Source organism: uncultured Megasphaera sp. (genome assembly GCF_958350005.1).
Classification (GTDB): Bacteria; Bacillota; Negativicutes; order Veillonellales; family Megasphaeraceae; genus Megasphaera.
Genome location: NZ_CATWFF010000001.1, coordinates 31,530 through 50,292, shown reverse-complemented (window position 1 = coordinate 50,292; position 18,763 = coordinate 31,530). Strand labels below are relative to the sequence as shown.

General features: G+C 51.2%; 16 protein-coding genes. All 16 read right to left on the bottom strand.

The annotated features are described in order from the left end of the window. Positions 1–134: 134 nt before the first annotated feature. The 16 genes from Q3886_RS00225 to pheS all read right to left on the bottom strand — a co-directional run bounded on the left by Q3886_RS00225 (position 135) and on the right by pheS (position 18,649). Entirely contained in the window at positions 135–590 is a 456-nt protein-coding gene (locus Q3886_RS00225) for a desulfoferrodoxin family protein (protein WP_301859070.1), read from the bottom strand. Positions 591–705: 115 nt separating this feature from the next. Further along, a complete protein-coding gene (locus Q3886_RS00220) occupies positions 706–1,977 on the bottom strand; it encodes an MFS transporter (RefSeq protein ID WP_301859069.1) in 1,272 nt (423 codons plus the stop codon). Between the two features lie 102 nt (positions 1,978–2,079). Beyond that, complete coding sequence (locus Q3886_RS00215; RefSeq protein ID WP_301859068.1) at positions 2,080–2,976, bottom strand: LysR family transcriptional regulator; 897 nt, start codon at positions 2,974–2,976, stop codon at positions 2,080–2,082. A gap of 66 nt (positions 2,977–3,042) precedes the next feature. Then, complete coding sequence (locus tag Q3886_RS00210) at positions 3,043–3,327, bottom strand: DUF1292 domain-containing protein (RefSeq protein WP_301859067.1); 285 nt, start codon at positions 3,325–3,327, stop codon at positions 3,043–3,045. A gap of 1 nt (position 3,328) precedes the next feature. Then, on the bottom strand, positions 3,329–3,745 hold the full coding sequence (gene ruvX / locus Q3886_RS00205; protein ID WP_301859066.1) for a Holliday junction resolvase RuvX: 417 nt from the start codon (positions 3,743–3,745) through the stop codon (positions 3,329–3,331). Positions 3,746–3,752: 7 nt separating this feature from the next. After that, on the bottom strand, positions 3,753–4,013 hold the full coding sequence (locus Q3886_RS00200) for an IreB family regulatory phosphoprotein (RefSeq protein ID WP_301859065.1): 261 nt from the start codon (positions 4,011–4,013) through the stop codon (positions 3,753–3,755). Between the two features lie 38 nt (positions 4,014–4,051). Next, positions 4,052–6,652, bottom strand: a complete 2,601-nt coding sequence (alaS, locus tag Q3886_RS00195; protein ID WP_301859075.1) for an alanine--tRNA ligase — start codon at positions 6,650–6,652, stop codon at positions 4,052–4,054. Between the two features lie 174 nt (positions 6,653–6,826). After that, positions 6,827–7,591: a C40 family peptidase gene (locus Q3886_RS00190; protein WP_301859064.1), complete on the bottom strand. Its 765-nt coding sequence runs from the start codon at positions 7,589–7,591 to the stop codon at positions 6,827–6,829. 41 nt (positions 7,592–7,632) lie between these two features. Then, positions 7,633–8,616: a glycosyltransferase family 2 protein gene (locus Q3886_RS00185; RefSeq protein WP_301859074.1), complete on the bottom strand. Its 984-nt coding sequence runs from the start codon at positions 8,614–8,616 to the stop codon at positions 7,633–7,635. Between the two features lie 141 nt (positions 8,617–8,757). Then, a complete protein-coding gene (gene yihA / locus Q3886_RS00180; RefSeq protein WP_301859063.1) occupies positions 8,758–9,390 on the bottom strand; it encodes a ribosome biogenesis GTP-binding protein YihA/YsxC in 633 nt (210 codons plus the stop codon). Then, positions 9,390–11,705: an endopeptidase La gene (lon, locus tag Q3886_RS00175; RefSeq protein WP_301859062.1), complete on the bottom strand. Its 2,316-nt coding sequence runs from the start codon at positions 11,703–11,705 to the stop codon at positions 9,390–9,392. Before lon ends, yihA begins: the two co-directional genes overlap by 1 nt. 75 nt (positions 11,706–11,780) lie before the next feature. Beyond that, positions 11,781–13,013, bottom strand: coding sequence for an ATP-dependent Clp protease ATP-binding subunit ClpX (gene clpX / locus Q3886_RS00170; protein WP_301859061.1), 1,233 nt, complete (start codon positions 13,011–13,013; stop codon positions 11,781–11,783). A 19-nt stretch (positions 13,014–13,032) separates the two neighbouring features. Beyond that, positions 13,033–13,635, bottom strand: coding sequence for an ATP-dependent Clp endopeptidase proteolytic subunit ClpP (gene clpP / locus Q3886_RS00165; protein WP_301859060.1), 603 nt, complete (start codon positions 13,633–13,635; stop codon positions 13,033–13,035). Positions 13,636–13,652: 17 nt separating this feature from the next. Next, positions 13,653–15,014, bottom strand: coding sequence for a trigger factor (tig, locus tag Q3886_RS00160; protein ID WP_301859059.1), 1,362 nt, complete (start codon positions 15,012–15,014; stop codon positions 13,653–13,655). 168 nt (positions 15,015–15,182) lie between these two features. Then, positions 15,183–17,609 (bottom strand): phenylalanine--tRNA ligase subunit beta, encoded by a 2,427-nt coding sequence (gene pheT, locus Q3886_RS00155; protein WP_301859058.1) that lies wholly within the window; start codon positions 17,607–17,609, stop codon positions 15,183–15,185. Between the two features lie 14 nt (positions 17,610–17,623). After that, entirely contained in the window at positions 17,624–18,649 is a 1,026-nt protein-coding gene (pheS, locus tag Q3886_RS00150) for a phenylalanine--tRNA ligase subunit alpha (protein WP_301859057.1), read from the bottom strand. Positions 18,650–18,763 lie beyond the last annotated feature (114 nt).

The window sequence follows — 18,763 nt, the reverse complement described above, 5'->3', positions numbered from 1 at the left end:
TAGAAACTCCTGCTGCCTGAAAAAATTATTTTCAGAAAACCTGCGCTCCTTGGTCCTGCGGGATAACAGGCACAAAAAAACACAGGCCCCTGCAAAGAGCCTGTGCTTTATAGTCCTTTTCGGTTGTCTGGCGATTATAAATCCTGAATGACGCAGCCGCCAAATTCCGGCGAGCAGCTGCCGCCGGCAATGGGAGCTGCTTCCTGTACGGCAAAGTCTGCTTTCCAGAGACCATGGAGGTTGCAGTATGCATATACCGTGCCGGCATCGCCTGCTTCAAAATCTGCTTTCGGTGCCTGACCGGGTTTGAGATAACGGATATCGACTTTGTCATCCGTTACGAGGGCAATCCATTCAATATAATGCTTTTCTTCCATGGGATGCGTTACGGAGCCAACTTCCACTACCAGATGGCTGTCAATTTTCTGCAGCGCCGGTACATGTTTTTCCTTGGCTGCATCTACCGAATCGGGAACGAGGAGCGTATATTTCTGACCGCCAATGGTAAGATCTTTATTCGTATCTACTGCGCCTGCCAATACGACGACAGAACCATCTTGTTCATTGCGATAAAACTGTACTTGTTTCATAGGGCATATCTCCTTTTTGTTAATATTTATCTAAAATTAGTAATTGTTCTTTGTTATGCTCTAATCATACACTACTTTGGTATAGAAGTCAATAGTAAATAATAATTATTTTTAATTATTTCTTATTGACAGCTGCATGGCATACCGGTTTCTGCTTCAATCCCATGACGAACGCATCGTCCGCTTCTTCTGCCCGTTCTTCTACGACGGCATTGGCTTTGGCATTGCGGCCATACAGGGCATAATACAGGAAGAAGCAGACCAGGGCAATGGCGCCGGCAACGGCATAGAGCTGCGGGAAGGTCAGGATATGATGCAGCGAGCCCAGTACATAGGGCCCTACGCCAATGCCCAGGTCCAGGGCGACAAAGTACGTCGACAAGGCGACGCTGATGCGGTGTGCCGGTGTCAGCTTAATGCATACAGCCTGTCCATTGGACATGAACGTGCCATATCCCAGGCCAACAAATACGCCGGCCAGCAGCAGCTGCCAGGCAGCACCGGTCATTTCCAGCAGGAATAAGCCGGCTGCCAGGAAGATGTAACACGGATAGAGGACGTAGTTTTCCCCTTTCCGGTCAAAAATAATGCCCGTCACCGGCCGCGTAACCGTAATGACGACGGCATAGACGACAAAGAAGAAGGTGCTGGCCTGAACCAGATTAATTTCCCGGGCATAGGCGGCCAAAAAGGTGAGGACACTGGAATAGGCAAAGCCCATGAGAAAGCCAATGCCGGAAATGACCATAACCCGGCGTTCCACATAGTTTTCCAGGGTCATGGCCTTCATCTGCTGCCGTTCTTCTTCGCTCAGTTCCATTTCATCAATATGGAGGAAGAAACAGCCGACAATACACAGCACAATCAGTACGGTGCACAGGCCGATGATAAATTCAAAGTTGGAAACCAGCATGAGGAACATGCCCAGGAAAGGCCCAATAGCAGCAGCCAGGCTGGTGCTGAGGCCATAGTAGTTAATGCCTTCCCCTTTTTCATCATCAGGAATGCACGAAGCGACAATGGTGTTGGTCGCCGTGGACGTAATGCCGTAGGCCAGCCCGTTGAGCAGACGGATGAGATACATCATGCCCAGATTGGGGATGTAAAAGTACAGCAGCGTCGTAGCCAGATAGAACAGGATGCCGCCGTACAGCGTGCGGCGCCGCCCGTACAGTTCGATGGCCTTGCCAAACTGAAGGCGGGCCAGTAAGGTACCGACAATAAAAATACCCGATGCCAGCCCGGCTTCGCTGAGCGAGGCATTGAGCTGGTCTTTTGCAACAACAGCAATGATGACCATTAACAGATAATAAATGAGATAGACGACAAAGTTAATTCCCGTATCCAACAGGAAGTCTTTGTTCCAAAGCGATTTCTGCGCTACCATGATACATATGACAACTCCTTTTGTGTGATACCGCTATTCTACTCGCTCTGTCGGGTCTTGTATAATTGAAACATGCGATAAGGGCCATCAGAAAAAACGATATCACGGCACCACGTGATAGGTCTGCTTCATGTACTGAATAAATACCTGTATGGCCTGATAGTTGGGATTGCTTCGTTTATACAGCAGATAGCAGGGCAGGCTGACTGCCGGCGTGATGGCATACATGCCGGCAGCAGTGCCCATGGCTTCCAGAAATCGCTGCGGCAGCAGGGCCCCAATGTGATGCTGCTGGCAGTATCTCCAGATCGCGTACGGCGTGGAAAACCAGGCCCGCGTCTGCGGCGCTGTTCCGGCATGGTGCTGCAGATACCGTTCCAGGTAGTCATTCATCAGATAGTGCGGAGAATACTGGGCCAGCGGATGAGACGTAATAAATTCGGCACTGACTGTCGGCGACGGGACATCGAGGTTCGGCGCATAATACACAATAGGTTCATGACAGAAACAGACGCTTTCATATCCGCTTACATCCATGCCTGGCAGGAGGAACAGCGAAATAATGTCCAGTTCATCGTCTTTCAGCTTCTGCAGCAATTCCCGGGCTTCCAGATTATATACGCGAAAGGATGCGCCGCTGTGATGCTGCTGAAACCAGGCCAGATGGCGGTTCATGTGTACATCTCCCAGGGACAGCATGATGCCGATCGACAGGGGCTGTGCTTCGCCGCTGAATGTTTTCATTTCGCACAGACAGCCTTCCAGTTCGCTGAGCAGCGGCTCTACGCGGAGGAAAAAGTGCTCTCCCGCTTTGGTCAGGTGACTGCCCCGGTTGGAACGGGCAATGAGCTGCACGCCGACGATTTCTTCCAGTTTCTTAATCTGCGCACTGAATGCCGACTGTGTAATATTAGCCGCTTCTGCAGCTGCCGTGAAATTTCGGTACTTTCCATAGATAATAAAATCTTTTAATTGCTGTATACTTGGTAATTCTCCCATTATTTTCTCCTGTATAGAAAAAAAGACACGCCTCTCAGCATGTCCTTTTTTCCAGTATGGCCCTGATTATTCGTCCAGGCCTTCTTCTTCAGCAGCGGCAAACAGTTCTTCGAACTTGATGCGGGCTGCTTCAAATTCTTCTTCCGTCGGTTCTACATAGACAGGTTCGCCGTCTTCTTCATCAATACGGGCGATGATCGTATCCCCTTCTTCTTCGTCGTCGCAAATCTGAACGAGCAGAGAGAAGAGCTTACCGTCGACTTCAATGGTGTCGACTTCTTCAAAATCCGTTTCCGTACCATCGGGAGCGGTGATCGTAATGACCATTACTTCATCCATTTCTTCTGCCATGTTAGCCTCCTTGAGCGTCTAAATAATTCTGTAATATGAGAACAGCTGCCATTTTATCGACAAACTGTTTTCGCTTTTCCCGCCGTACACCGCCCTCCATGAGGACTTGCCGGGCCATGACGGTTGTCAGGCGTTCATCCCAATAGACAAATTCCATCTTGGGCATGACTTTCTGCAGTTCCTGTACGAAGCTTTCTATGTCTTTCATGTTTTCGCTGTAATCGCCGTTCATATGACGGGGCCTGCCGACGACGATGCGGTGGACATCCTTTTCCTGTACCAGCTCCCGGAGGCGCTGGAAATCTTTCTTTTTGGAAACACGCCGTATCGTTTCCACGCCCTGCGCCGTAATGAGCAGGGCATCGCTGCAGGCTACGCCTATGGTCTTTGAACCAACGTCTAATCCTAAAATCCGCATACTACTCCTATAAGCCGCGAGTCTTGACATAGGACCGGACCAGCTCTTCAATGAGCTCGTCCCGTTCAATACGCCGTATATTGCTGCGGGCATTGTTATGGCTCGTAATATACGTAGGGTCTCCGGAAAGGAGATAGCCTACGATCTGATTCACCGGATTGTAGCCTTTCTCTTCCAACGCATGGTATACGTCTTCCAAAATCATCGAAGCGACAGTCTGTTCTTCACTTCTGTTTTTTACAATCATCGTTTCATCGCTAATTGCCATACAATCACATCCTTTGCGACCTTGCGGCCAAAACCATTTTATGCCAGTATGTCACGGACAGCCTGCTGTCCGGCAGCCAGAGCTTCCGTCAGTTTTTCCGGGTCCCTGCCGCCGGCCTGGGCCATATCAGGACGGCCGCCGCCGTTGCCGCCGGCTGCCGTTGCTGCGGCTTTGATAATTTTTCCGGCATGGAGACCTTTTTTCGTATCTGCTTTGGCAACTTTGCAGACAAAGTTCACTTTGCCGCCGTTTACGGCACCGAGAAGAACGACGCCGCTGCCGACTTTATCCATTACCGTATCGGCCAGATCCCGCAGGCCATCCATGGAATCGGCCTGTCCCTGGGCAGCAATGACGGAAACGCCGCCAATGGTTTCCTGCGCAGCCAGAATGCTGTCCAGATCGGATAAGGAAGCTGCTTTTTTCAGGTTCTGTACTTCTTTTTCCGCTTCTTTCAGCGCTGCCAGAAGCTGTTCGACTTTTTCCGGCGCCTGACCGGCTTTGGCCTTGACCAGGGCCGTAATCTGAGCCAGCTGGGCTGCATCTTCCCGGGCTTTGGCCAGGGCAGCTGCACCGGTAACGGCTTCAATGCGGCGGACGCCGCTTCCCGTACCGCCTTCGGACAGAATGCGGAAGGTCCCGATTACAGCCGTCGACGGTACGTGCGAACCGCCGCAGAGTTCGCGGCTGAAGTCGTCTACCGATACGACGCGGACCACATCGCCGTATTTTTCGCCAAACAGGGCAATGGCTCCCTGTTTCTTCGCTTCATCGACAGGCATTTCTTCAATATGGACGGGGACATTTTTCAGGATTTCATCATTTACCATCTGTTCCACATCAGCCAGTTCCTGTGCCGTTACAGGCGAGAAATGGGTGAAGTCGAAACGCAGGTGATCCGGCGTTACCAGGGACCCTGCCTGGGTGACATGGTTGCCGAGAACGCGGCGCAGCGCAGCCTGCAGCAGATGGGTTGCCGTATGATTGCGGGCCAGTGCCATGTGCCGTTCCTGGTCGACAGCAATCTGTACGGCGTCACCGGTACGGAGCACCCCTTCCTGTACGGAAGCAACGAGGTATACCAGTCCGTTCGGCAGCGCTTTGGCATCGGTAACAGCGGCCTTTCCGGCTGCTGCCGTAAGCACGCCTGTATCGCCAAGCTGTCCGCCTCCTTCAGGATGGAAGGGATTGGAGTCGAGAATAACCGTTACTTCTTCTCCGTCCCGGGCTTCCGGCACTTCGACGCCGTCCTTGCCGAGCATGACCACCGTTGCCTGTACAGCCGACGGATCATTGACGAGTTTGCTCTGATCGAGTTTGGTCGTATCCGGCGTCGCTACCTTGGCCGATACGTCTGCATGAGCAGCGCGGGCCCGTTCCTGCTGCTCCTTCATGGCTGCATCAAATCCGTCATGGTCAATGGCTACGCCCTGTTCCTGGGCAATTTCTTCGGTCAGTTCCACCGGGAAGCCGTATGTATCGTACAGCTTGAACACGTCGCGGCCGGCCAGAACCTTCGTATCGCCGGCAGCAGCGAGCAGGCCGTCCAGCAGTTCCATGCCCTGGGCCAGAGTCGTGCTGAACTGTTTTTCTTCCGTATCAATAACTTTACGGATCAGGTCTTCATGATCCCGCAGTTCCGGATATTCCACAGCCATAATGGACATGACCGTATCAATAAGGCGGCTGAGGAACAGGTCCTGAATGCCCAGAAGGCGGCCAAACCGTACGGCCCGGCGCAGAATCCGGCGCAGTACATAGCCGCGGCCTTCATTAGACGGCAGAATGCCGTCAGAAATCATCATCATAATGGCCCGGATATGGTCAGCAATAACCTTCATGGCAATTTTCTGCTGGGGATCGCTGTAATCACCGCCGCTGATTTCGATGACTTTTTCAATAATCGGGAAAATCAGATCCGTTTCAAAGTTGGATTCTTTCTGCTGAATAACCGATGCCAGCCGTTCCAGACCGCAGCCGGTATCGATGTTTTTCTTGGCCAGCGGCACGTATTTGCCGTCTTTCGTCCGGTTATACTGGGTAAACACGAGGTTCCAGATTTCCAGATAGCGGTCGCAGTCACAGCCCACATTGCACGTCGGCTTGCCGCAGCCCCGTTCCGGTCCCAGATCGTAGAAGATTTCACTGTCCGGACCGCAGGGGCCTTCGCCGATTTCCCAGAAATTATCTTCAAATTTGAAAATCCGTTCATCTGCCAGGCCGATCATGTTGTGCCAGTAGTCATAGGCTTCTGTGTCATCGGGGTAAATTGTCACATAGAGCTTGTCCGTATCCAGTTCGAGAACCTTGGTCAGAAATTCCCAGGCCCAGGAAATGGCTTCTTTTTTGAAATAATCGCCAAAGGAGAAGTTTCCCAGCATTTCAAAAAACGTATGATGGCGGGCTGTCCGGCCTACATTGTCAATATCGCCGGTACGAATACACTTCTGGCTCGTCGTCACGCGATACGACGGCGGTACCAGTTTACCTGTAAAATAGGGCTTCAGCGGAGCCATGCCGGCACCAATCAGCAGGAGGCTCGGATCATTTTCCGGAATCAGGGGGAAACTGTGGAGGATTAAATGTCCCTTGCTCTTAAAAAACTCCAAATAGGCTTTACGGATTTCATTACCCGTCATATACTTCATCAAAAACACTCCTTCTGCATTTTCTGTATCATATGAAAAAATTATACGCTCATTTACCCCTGATAAGCAACCTTTTCACAGGATTTTTTCAATTTTCTCTGTCCAACAGAATGTGACGAAATGGCTAGCAAGGCGGCAATGCTTCCCTGCTAGCCATTATCTTGTCTATCGGACCCGCTTTGCGCCGACATACCGATCAGCCCAGTACCGGCTGTCCAGGCTGTCTACACGGATTCCGCCGCTGCTCGTAGCGCTGATAAAGTTGTTGTCGCCTACGTAAATTCCCGTATGCGACACCCCTGGTTCGTAGGTCGTAAAGAATACCAGATCTCCCGGAATCAGTTCGCTTCGCGACACCTTTGCTCCCAGGCGGTACTGTTCGTCTGCCATGCGGGGCAAGGTAATGCCGTTGTGAGAAAAGACGTACTTCGTAAATCCGGAGCAGTCAAATCCATCTGGCGTATTGCCGCCAAATACATAGGGAACGCCAATATACTGATAGGCTGAATTGACGAGCTGGCTGCCCAGTTTATCGGCACCGCGCAGCTTTTTGAGATTCGTATACTGAACGCCTGTTTTCCCCTTGCCTTTATAGGTTTTGCTCTGGTCGGATTTCGATCCACCCTGGGACCCTGCCTTTTCCAGCAGCGTTCTCTTGCCGGTAAGCAAATAATAGGTCCAGCCGCCGACGTTGCCGCTGACCTGTATTTTTTTATCTTTCTGGAATTTTGCTACTGCTTTGGCCATGCTTTTGGAATATACTCCATCCGCTTTGACCTGATAGCCCAGTTTTCGCAGCTGTTTCTGCATAGCCAGTACATCGCTGCCCTTACTTCCTACGGTATAATAGGAAGATGCTGCTCCTGCTGAAATAGCTGTCATGGCGAAGAGAGCCGTCATGCAGCATACTTTACTTACTTTTTTCCACATAGAAAGCCTCCTCTCTGCCTTCCTGTCCCATACAGAAAGGCTTACCGCGTTTTCTGCTCTTCTGAATCGGTACTGCCTGTCTGGCCGAGTTCGGCACGCAGCCAGTAGAGAGGACGGTGTTTGACTTCCTCAAAAATACGGCCGATGTATTCTCCCATAATACCCATAAACATAAGCTGCAGGCCGCCAAGCATGCAGATGACGATCATCGTCGTCGTCCATCCCGGCGCCGCTTCGCCTACAATATGACAATACAGGGCATGCACGATAAGGCCTATGCTCAGCAGGCCGCTGACCATGCCTGTATAAAAGGAAATACGCAGCGGAATTTTTGAATAAGCCATAATGCCGTCCAGTGCAAAGTGGAGCATTTTTCGCATTGAAAATTTAGATTTGCCGGCAAACCGCTTGGGTGCTACAAAAGAGATGGTCTTCTGCTTATAGCCAATATCGCCGATAATGCCGCGAATAAAACGGTCATGTTCCCGAAACAGCTTAAATGTTTCCAGTACGCGGCGATCGACAAGGCGGAAATCCGATCCCCCCGGTGTAATGTGCACCGGTGATACGGCATTGAGAATAATATAGTACCACTTCGACGTCTGCCGCTTCACAAAGCCGGAATCATCTGTCGCCTTCCGTACAGTCTGCACGACGTCGTACCCTTCCCGCCAGCGTTTGACCAGATCGGGAATCATAGCCGGCGGATGCTGTAAATCGCCGTCCATCGTAATGACTGCATCCCCTCTGGCATGATCCATGCCGCACGTAATGGCCAGCTGATGGCCAAAGTTCCGGGCCAGAATCAATGCCCGCACATGGCAGTCCTGCTGACTGAGCCGGCTCAAAATAAGGGGCGTCGTGTCCTTGGAGCCATCATCGACGAAGATGATTTCATAGTTCATCCCCACAGACTGCATGGCCTTTGTCGCTTCTTCATAGAACTTTTCTATATTCAGCTGTTCATTGTATACAGGAACGACAATCGACAGCATAGCTCCGTCTTTCTGATTACATCTATCCATCATTTATTATACCACCCCAAGGTTTTTACTGTCAAAATATGGTCATACCTCATTGTCCTTATCTTAGTTATTATACCAAATGAAGCCTGTATTTTCCAGAAAAATATCCGGCGCCAAACCGGCGCCGGACAGGGCTGTCTGTTATGTCGCTGGCTCCAGCCGTTCCAGCATATGGGCCAGCAGCTGCTGCGTTCCTTCCCGCTTCAGCGACGAGTAGGCAATGGCCTTGTACGCTGTCGGAAACAGGCGGTTGAGCTGAGCCAGATTTTTCTGTTTTTCACTGCTTTTCAGCTTATCTGCTTTCGTGCCGATAATCTGCAGCGGAATGTCATGAGCTGTAAGCCACTCATAGGCCTGACAGTCAATGGAAAGGCCCGGATGCCGCAGGTCGACAAGAAGGCACAGCAAGGTCAGCCGCGGCGATGTCGTTACGTATTGGCCAATAAAATCACTCCAGATCTGCCGGTTCTTTCCCCCGGTCCGGGCAAAGCCATAGCCAGGCAGATCGACGAGAAAGAAGGGGATTTTTCGGATATCCTCCCCATTCCGTTCCCGCAGGGCTGCTGTAAAATAATTAATGGTCTGCGTCTTTCCCGGCTCACCGCTGACCCGGGCCAGGCCCCGGTAATTGCACAGGGAGTTAATCAGGCTGGACTTGCCCACATTGGAGCGCCCCAGAAAGGCAATTTCTCCTCTGTCCCCGGCAGGATACTGATCCGGACGAACGGCTGAGGCAGCATACTTGGGGTTGATGATCTGCAGTTCTGCTGCCATTATGACTTCACCAGTGCCTGATCGAGCACTTCATCCATATTGTGTACAAATACGAAGGTAACGTCTTTTTTGACCGACTGGGGCACATCATCCATATCCCGTTTGTTTTCTTCCGGCAGGAGGATTTTTTTAATGCCTGCCCGATGAGCAGCAATGACTTTTTCCTTAATGCCCCCTACAGGAAGAACGGTTCCGCGCAGCGTAATTTCACCGGTCATGGCAACGTCGTGGCGCACAGGCCTGCCCGTCAGGGCTGAAGCCAGGGCTGTGGCCATGGTAATCCCTGCAGACGGGCCGTCTTTGGGAATGGCCCCTTCCGGCAGATGAATGTGAATATCCAGATGGGAATAAAAATCGTCTTTCAGGCCCAGATCACTGGCCCGGCGGCGAATATAGGTCATGCCGGCTTCAGCCGATTCCTTCATGACACTGCCCAGCTGACCGGTCAGCTTCAGCGTTCCCTTGCCTTTGACGGCTACGGCTTCCGTTTCGAGGACTTCCCCGCCGACCTGCGTCCAGGCCATGCCGGTGACGATGCCGACTTCATCCTGTTTATTCACCGTTTCCGGCAAAAATTTAACCGGTCCCAACATGGCCGGTATATTTTTTACCGACACCGTAAGGGTATCTTCATCAGGAAGGAGCAGGGATTTTCCCACTTTCCGGCACACGGCGCCAATCATCTTTTCCAGCGTACGCACGCCAGATTCCCGCGTATATCCTTCAATAATGGAACGCAGCACGGCATCGGAAAACCGGGCCTGACTGGCGCGCAGACCGTTTTCCTTGATCTGCTTCGGTACGAGGTACTGTTTGGCAATCTGAACCTTTTCTTCTTCTGTATAACTGGTAAACTCAATGATTTCCATTCGGTCCAGCAGAGGCCGGGGAATATCACTGACCACATTGGCCGTCGTAATCCAGAACACTTTGGACAAATCAAAGGGGATTTCAATAAAATGGTCGCTGAAGGCATTATTCTGTTCCGGGTCCAGTACTTCCAGGAGAGCTGCTGACGGATCGCCGCGCATATCGGACGTCATCTTGTCGATTTCATCCAGGAGAAACACCGGGTTCTTGACGCCGGCCTGCTTCATGCCGGAAATAATCCGCCCCGGCAGTGCGCCGATGTAGGTCCGGCGATGGCCGCGGATTTCTGCTTCATCGCGGACGCCGCCCAGGGACACGCGCACATACTTGCGGTTCATGGCCCGGGCAATGGAGCGGGCAATACTGGTCTTGCCCGTGCCCGGAGGACCGACGAAGCACAAAATCGGACCTTTTAAGCTGTGCGTCAGCTGTTTGACCGCCAGATATTCAATAATCCGTTCCTTTACTTTTTTCAGGCCGTAGTGATCTTCATCCAGTACGTTCTGCGCTTCTTCCAGATCGAGCCGGTCTTTTGTTTCCTTTTTCCACGGCAGCGCCATGGCCCAGTCCAGGTACGTACGGATAATGGCCGATTCCGGCATCATAGGCGGCATGGAATCGAGGCGGTCCACTTCTTTCAGCAGCGGTTCTTCTATCTTCTTCGCCAGTTTCATTTTACGGATTTTTTTGCGCAGTTCCTGCATTTCCGTATCTTTATCGACTTTATCGCCCAGTTCCTGATGAATGGCCTTGATCTTTTCGCGGAGATAATATTCCTTTTGCTGCTGATCCAGCTTATTGCGCACTTCCATGTTCAGGGACGATTCCAGATTGGCAATGTCTACTTCCGTATCGAGGAGTTCACTGGCACGGCGGAGCCGCACGCCTACTTCCACCGTTTCCAGCATCTGCTGCTGTACGATAAGGCGCACAGGGAGCTGAGAGGTTACAAAATCGGCCAGAACGCCGGGCAGTTCAATATCCTTCGCCCGTTCTTTCAGTTCATCGCCGTTGCGCAGGTTTTCCAGCCAGCTCATAAACTTCTTGTAAACCAGGCGGCGCAGTGCTTCTTCTTCGACAGCATTTACTTCCACATCGGCAACCTTGACGGCTGCTACTTCCAGGTAGTCCCGCTTATTGGAAAACCCCTGCAGCTGAACGCGGGAAACACCGTCTACCAGAAGGCGGACCATGCCGCCTGGCAGGCGGAGAAGCTGCTGAATCTTCACGACCGTGCCAATCTGATAGACATCATCAAAGCCCGGATTATCAATATCTTCATCGATCTGAGCCGACACGATCAGCATGCGGTCGTGTTCCATGGCGTAATCGACAGCTGCCAGCGATTTATCCCGGCCCACATCAATATGGCTGAGCAGCTTCGGATATACAACAAGCCCCCGCAAAGGGATGAAGGGCATGGCTAAAATATCTTGTTCATTCATATATACTTCACCTTCTTTAATTTAAAAATAAAACTCATTTCCAGCACAAGAAATGAGTTTTATTCTTATAGTATATCATTTTGCCTGTTTTAATACAAGCTCAGGCTCTACGCCTTTGGTTACGCAGTCTTCTGTAACTACGCATTTTTCCACATCTTTGCGGCTCGGCACATCAAACATGACGTCCAGCATAATGCGTTCAATAATGGATCGCAGTCCCCGGGCCCCTGTGTTCCGGCGCAGTGCTTCTTTGGCAATGGCCCGCAGCGCTTCCGGCGTAAAGGTCAGTTCTACATGATCCATGTCCAGCATCTTCTGATACTGTTTGACCAGAGCATTTTTCGGTTCCGTCAGGATGTGAACCATGGCGTCTTCATCGAGAGGATTCAGTGTAACCAGTACGGGAAGACGGCCGATTAATTCGGGAATGAGGCCGAACTTCTGCAGGTCTGTAGGAATAATTTCCTTTAACAGCGATTCTACAGAATGTTCCGTTTTGGAATGAATATCGGCGCCAAAACCCATGTTTTTATCTGTCGTCCGGTTTAAAATCGTCTTGTCAATGCCGTCGAAGGCACCGCCGCAGATAAAGAGAATATTGGTCGTATCGATTTGCAGCATTTCCTGGTGGGGATGCTTCCGTCCGCCCTGAGGCGGAACACCGGCAATGGTGCCTTCCAGGATTTTCAGCAGCGCCTGCTGTACGCCTTCACCGGAAACATCGCGCGTAATCGACGGATTTTCCGATTTCCGGGCAATCTTATCGATTTCGTCGATATAGATAATGCCCCGTTCGGCCTTGGCAATATCGTAATCTGCTGCCTGAATCAGTTTGAGCAGACAGTTTTCAACGTCTTCGCCAACGTAACCGGCTTCGGTCAGGCTCGTCGCATCGGCAATGGCAAAGGGAACATCCAGCAGCCGGGCCAGCGTCTGAGCCAGCAGGGTTTTGCCGCTCCCTGTGGGACCGACCATGATAATGTTGGATTTCTGCAGTTCTACGTCTTCGACGACACTGTGGGTCTGCAGCCGCTTATAGTGGTTGTACACGGCAACGGACAGTGTCTTTTTGGCCGCTTCCTGGCCGATGACATATTCATCCAGCGTTTCCTTGATTTGATGCGGCGTCGGCAGATCTTTCAGTTGGAAGTCAGACGATACATCCTGTTTTTCTTCTTCCAGGATGTGCTGCGCAACGGCAATGCATTCGTCGCAAATATACACGCCTGGCCCGGCAATGAGCTTCTGCACTTCACTTTGCGGCCGGCCGCAGAAACTGCATCTCGGTTCATCGTTCTTATCGTTCACAAGTCTTCCTCCTGTTTCTCTAGTCTTTTACCGCATCCTGAGGACGAGTCAGGATTTCATCGACCAGGCCATAGGCCTTGGCATCGGCGGCAGTCATGAAGTTATCCCGGTCCGTATCCTTCTGGATAACTTCAATAGGCTGACCCGTATGCTGAGCCAACAGGCCGTTCAGTTCTTTCCGCATCCGCAGGATTTCACGGGCATGGATTTCAATTTCCGTAGCCTGGCCCTGCACACCGCCCAGAGGCTGGTGAATCATGACCTGCGAATGAGGCAGGGCAAAGCGCTTGCCCTTTGCGCCGGCTGCCAGCAGGACAGAAGCCATGCTGGCTGCGGAACCGACGCAGATCGTCGAAACGTCCGGCTTAATATACTGCATCGTGTCATAAATAGCCATGCCGGCTGTAACGACGCCGCCGGGACTGTTAATGTACAGATGAATATCCTTGTCTGGATTATCAGCTTCCAGAAACAGAAGCTGAGCAATAATAATATTTGCCGTCGTATCGTCAATAGGACCTCCCAAAAATACGATGCGGTCCTTCAGAAGACGGGAATAAATATCATAGCTTCGTTCACCCTGCGACGTCTGTTCGACGACAATGGGAACATACATACTCATATAAACACCTCCGGATCTTACGCTTCCGGTTTGTCTTCAGCCTTTACCTTTTCTACTTCAGGTTCTTCAGCCTTGGCAGCTTTTTCATTCGTATCGACAGCATTCTTCAGAATGAAGCTTGCTGCTTTCTTGCGGCCAACAGACTGGACAAGCATGGGAACGCGGTTTTCTTTCATAATAATTTTGTAAACTTCTTTCGGATCAGCGCCGAAGTTCTGGGCCATCGTAATGATTTCTGCCTGCAGATCAATGTCTTTTACTTCAATCTTTTCTGCTTTGGCAATGGCTTCGAGAACCAGATCCATCTTGACGTTTTCTTTGGCCGGTCCGGCATACTGTTCTTTCAGTTTGTCCATATCCTGGCCCATGTATTTCAGATAGTCATCAAGATTCATGCGCTGTGTTTCCAGTTTCATCGACAGTTCTTCGATCATCTGATCGATTTTGTCATCAATCATGACCTGGGGAATATCTACTTCCGCAGCGTTGACGGCGGTCTTCAGTACTTCGGAATTGAATTTTTCCAGAGCCTGGAAGGACGCTTTCGATTCCAGACGCTTGCGGATATCGGCTTTCAGTTCATCAACGGAATCAAACTTGCCGGCTTCTTTGGCAAATTCATCGTCAATGGCCGGAAGTTCACTCCGTTTTACATCGTTGACTTTAACGGCAAATACAGCTTCTTTGCCGGCCAGAGATTTTTCAAAGTAGTCTTCCGGGAACGTAACAGTAACGTCCTTTTCATCACCGGCCTTGCAGCCCAGCAGCTGATCTTCAAAGCCCGGAATAAAGCTGCCCGAACCGATCTGCAGCGGATATGCCTTGCCTTCGCCGCCTTCAAAGGCCTTGCCGTCTACAGTGCCTTTGAAATCAATAATGGCAAAGTCGTCTTTTGCCAGTTCCGTTCCTTCCGGAGCTACGACGAGCTTGGCGTGCTGTTTCTGGAGGTTAGCCAGTTCTTTGGCTACATCTTCGTCCGTAACGGAAACCGTATCTTTGGCAATGGCAATGCCTTTGTATTCGCCCAGCTTAACAGCCGGTTTCTTGGTAATTGTTGCTTCGAATACGACATCTTTACCCTTTTCATCAGAAATAACTTTGATTTCCGGATCCGTTACAGGGACAATATCCTTTTCTTTTAATGCATCGCTGTACGCTTTATTGGCAATGGCTTCAAAGACTTCCTGTTTGACAGCATCTTTGCCCAAGAAGCTTTCCAGTACCATGCGCGGAGCCTTGCCTTTACGGAAGCCAGGGATATTGACCCGGCTTGCCAGGTTTTTGCAGGCTGCGGCAGCTGCCTTGGAAGCATCCTTTGCAGGAACTTCAATATGCAGGGTTACTTTGTGCTGGTCTACTTCATTAACAGTTACGTTCATTCTAATTATGTCCTCCTTATGGGTTCTTCACCCTAAATTATCTCTAAAATACCATACTACGCTCTCCATCATACCACAACTTTACTTTTTTTACAATAAACTTTTTGACTGGCTGCAGTACCTAAAAAACGGCTTCCGCAGAAGCCGTTTTTCCTGTAGAGCCGGCTGCTACCGCAGTTCGCAGCCCAGTTTTTCCTTCAAATCGGCAATGATGGCATCGACGGGTTCCTGAATATCGCTGTCGGTCAGCGTGCCTTCTTCAGACCGGAATACCAGCGCGTAGGCCAGGCTCTTGAATCCGCGCGGCACCTGCTTGCCTGTGTACATGTCAAACAGGTGAACTGCTTCCAGATGGGGGCCGCCGTCAGCTTTGATAACATCGACAATGGCCGCATTGGTGACGGAAAGAGGCGCCAGGAAGGCCAGGTCGCGGCTGGAAGCCGGGAATTTGGCTACTTTGTGGTAGTCCGGGAGCAAGTTGACCATGGGCAGCAGCTGAGTCAGGGACATTTCAAACAGGTAAACCGGACCGGCTACATCATAGTTATCCATGGCTTTCGGATGGAGTTCGCCAAACCGGCAGAGAACCTTGCCGTCTTTGACAAACTGCGCAGCTTTGCCCGGATGAAGCGGTGCAAAGTCAGATACTTCCAGATCGGCATGAATGCCAAGGCCCGTGAGAACGGCTTCTACCAGTCCCTTGACATCGTAAAAATCATAGGGCTGTGCCGTATTGGGCCATTCACCGCCAGGGCGCTTGCCGTACAGCAGGCCCGATACGTACAGTTCCTGGTCCGGAAGTTCCGTAATGGGCAGGGATTTTGGCTTGTATACCGGCGCAATTTCATAAATGCCAACCGATTCATTCTTAACGGCCTGATTGCGGACCAGTACGTCCATGAGCGACGGAATCAGGGTCGTCCGCATCCACGGAAATTCTTCCGTAATCGGGTTCAGAATCGGCACGGCCTTATATACGGGATCGCCTTCAGGAAAGAGCAGTTTCTTCAGGGAATCAGGGTGAACGAAGCTGAATGTCACCGTTTCATTCAGGCCGCAGCTGCTCAGAAGGGCGGAAACTTTTTCGCTGACCTGATGATCATAGCCTTCTTCACCTTTGGAAATGTTGGCCCATGGCCGGGTCGACGGAATGTGTTCATACCCATATACGCGGGCTACTTCTTCGGCAATATCCGGCATTTCCGTGCAGTCGCCGCGGTACGACGGAACGTCGGCAGTCAGCTGGTCTCCGTCTTTTTCGATAGCAAACTGCAGCGTTTCGAGCATGCCGATCATTTCGGCTTCCGCAATATCTGTTCCCAGGAACGTATTGATCTGTTTGGCTGTAAAGGATATTTTCGTCGGTTCTACCGGCCGGGGATAGACATCGACAACACCCTGGGCGACATCGCAGGCTCCCATTTGCTGCAGCAGCTGAGCACAGCGATCGAGGGAATGAATGCACCCTTCCGAATCGAGGCCCCGTTCAAAGCGGGCTGATGCTTCCGAGCGCAGTCCCAGGGACCGTCCAGTATGACGGATATTGGAGCCCTTAAAGGACGCACATTCCAGAATAACCGTTTTCGTATCTGCCGTTACTTCCGAATCATAGCCGCCCATAATGCCGGCAATGCAGCACGGTTTCGCTTCATCGGCAATGACCAGCATGTTGTCCGTAAGCTTGCGGTCCACGCCGTCCAGGGTCTTCATGGCTTCCCCTGCCGCTGCCCGGCGGGCAATGAGATGATGGCCTGCTACTTTGTCATAATCGTAGGCATGAAGAGGAATGCCCAGCTCGATCATGACATAGTTCGTTACATCGACGACGTTGTTAATCGGACGGACGCCGGATTTGCGCAGGCGCTGCTGCATCCATAAGGGAGACTTGCCGATTTTGACGTTCACTAACAGGCGGGCTGCATAGCGGCTGCACAGGTCTTCATCAGCAATGGATACTTTGACTTTGCCGCTAATCGATTTTTCACATTCATCGACAGTAATATCCGGATAGGACGCCTGTTTGCCGCTTAATACGGCAAATTCACGGCTCAGACCGACCATGGAGAAGCAGTCGGCCCGGTTTGGCGTCAGTTCATATTCGTAAACGACGTCGCGGGCATCCAGATAATCGGCAGCATCGACGCCAATGGGCGTATCTTCCGGCAGAATCCAGATGCCGTTCCGTTCTTCCGGCAGCAGGACGCTGTCGTCAAAGCCCAGTTCATGAGCCGAGCAGAGCATGCCGTTGGAAGGAACGCCGCGCAGTTTGGATTTCTTGATCTTTACGCCGCCAGGAAGATGGGCGCCGTGAACGGCAACGGGAACGATCTGGCCGACGCGCACATTGGAAGCGCCTGTTACGATCTGCAGCTGTTCACTGCCCACATCGAGCTGGCAGACAACCAGTTTATCCGCATCAGGATGCTTGTCGATCTGCAAAATTTTCCCTGTAATGACTTTTTTAATTTCTTTCCCCCAATATTCCACGTGTTCTACAGGAATACCGGCAATAGTCAGTTTATCTGCAAAGGCCTGCAGGTCCTGCGTCATATCGACGTCTACATATTCCTGCATCCATTTTAATGAGCTTTTCATTCTTTCTGTACCTCCTAGAACTGATTCAAGAACCGCATGTCGTTTTCATAAAACAGACGCAGATCGTCAATGCCGTACTTGAGCATGGCAATACGTTCCACACCCATGCCGAAGGCAAAGGCGCTGACTTCATTGGGATCATAGCCATTCATGCGCAGCACATTGGGATTGGTCATGCCGCAGCCGAGGATTTCCAGCCAGCCCGTATGGGAGCAGACACGGCAGCCTGTGCCGCCGCACATGACGCAGGAAATATCGACTTCTGCACTCGGTTCCGTAAAGGGGAAATAGCTGGCCCGGAAGCGTACTTTCGTCTGCGGCCCGAAAATATCGCGCAGGAAATCTTCCAGCATGCCTTTCAAATCGGAGAAGCGAATTCCCTTGTCGACAATCATGCCTTCCATCTGATGGAAAACCGGCGAATGAGTTGCATCATAGTCACAGCGGTATACTTTGCCGGGAGCAATGATCTTAAACGGTTCGTTCGGTTTGTGAGCCTGCAGGGTCCGCGCTTCCAGCGGCGACGTATGGGTCCGCAGGAGAATGTTGTCTGTTACATACATGGAATCCTGCATATCCCGGGCCGGATGATCTTCCGGCAGGTTCAGGCACTGGAAATTGTAATAATCCGATTCAATATCCGGGCCTTCGACGATGGAAAAGCCCATGCGCAGGAACGATTCTTCCATGAGACGGCGCGTCAGATGGAGCGGATGTTCATGGCCCATAACCGGTTTTCTTCCCGGCAGGGTAATATCAATTGTTTCCGACTTAATCTTGTCTTCCAGCGCCCGGGCTTTCAGTTCTTCCATTTTCGCTTTCAAATGGTCTTCAATAATGCCCCGCGCCGTATTGACGAGCTGCCCCACTTTAGGCCGTTCTTCTTTGGAAAGGCTTTTCAGTTCTTTCATAATCGACGTCAGTTCGCCTTTTTTGCCCAAATACTTGACACGTATATTCTGCATGTCCTGCAGTGTTTCACTTTTTGCGATCTGTTCGTCTACGGCTGCTTTAATAGCCTCAATTTTATCGCTTATCATCTGTCTGTTCCTCCTCTGATAAAAAAAGACTTCCGCCCCCTGGTGCAGGGGCGAAAGTCTGATTTCGCGGTACCACCCTAATTTGTTCTTTCCCGTTCTGTAACGGGAACACCC

Excerpts from the sequence above, each read along its gene's own strand:
- Q3886_RS00185 (WP_301859074.1), bottom strand. The coding sequence starts at position 8,616 with ATGGATAGATGTAATCAGAAAGACGGAGCTATGCTGTCGATTGTCGTT.
- lon (WP_301859062.1), bottom strand. The coding sequence starts at position 11,705 with ATGAATGAACAAGATATTTTAGCCATGCCCTTCATCCCTTTGCGGGGG.
- tig (WP_301859059.1), bottom strand. The coding sequence starts at position 15,014 with ATGAACGTAACTGTTAATGAAGTAGACCAGCACAAAGTAACCCTGCAT.
- pheT (WP_301859058.1), bottom strand. The coding sequence starts at position 17,609 with ATGAAAAGCTCATTAAAATGGATGCAGGAATATGTAGACGTCGATATG.
- yihA (WP_301859063.1), bottom strand. The coding sequence starts at position 9,390 with ATGGCAGCAGAACTGCAGATCATCAACCCCAAGTATGCTGCCTCAGCC.
- Q3886_RS00220 (WP_301859069.1), bottom strand. The coding sequence starts at position 1,977 with ATGGTAGCGCAGAAATCGCTTTGGAACAAAGACTTCCTGTTGGATACG.
- ruvX (WP_301859066.1), bottom strand. The coding sequence starts at position 3,745 with ATGCGGATTTTAGGATTAGACGTTGGTTCAAAGACCATAGGCGTAGCC.
- pheS (WP_301859057.1), bottom strand. The coding sequence starts at position 18,649 with ATGATAAGCGATAAAATTGAGGCTATTAAAGCAGCCGTAGACGAACAG.
- Q3886_RS00210 (WP_301859067.1), bottom strand. The coding sequence starts at position 3,327 with ATGGCAGAAGAAATGGATGAAGTAATGGTCATTACGATCACCGCTCCC.
- Q3886_RS00190 (WP_301859064.1), bottom strand. The coding sequence starts at position 7,591 with ATGTGGAAAAAAGTAAGTAAAGTATGCTGCATGACGGCTCTCTTCGCC.
- Q3886_RS00200 (WP_301859065.1), bottom strand. The coding sequence starts at position 4,013 with ATGGCAATTAGCGATGAAACGATGATTGTAAAAAACAGAAGTGAAGAA.
- alaS (WP_301859075.1), bottom strand. The coding sequence starts at position 6,652 with ATGACGGGTAATGAAATCCGTAAAGCCTATTTGGAGTTTTTTAAGAGC.
- Q3886_RS00215 (WP_301859068.1), bottom strand. The coding sequence starts at position 2,976 with ATGGGAGAATTACCAAGTATACAGCAATTAAAAGATTTTATTATCTAT.
- clpP (WP_301859060.1), bottom strand. The coding sequence starts at position 13,635 with ATGAGTATGTATGTTCCCATTGTCGTCGAACAGACGTCGCAGGGTGAA.
- Q3886_RS00225 (WP_301859070.1), bottom strand. The coding sequence starts at position 590 with ATGAAACAAGTACAGTTTTATCGCAATGAACAAGATGGTTCTGTCGTC.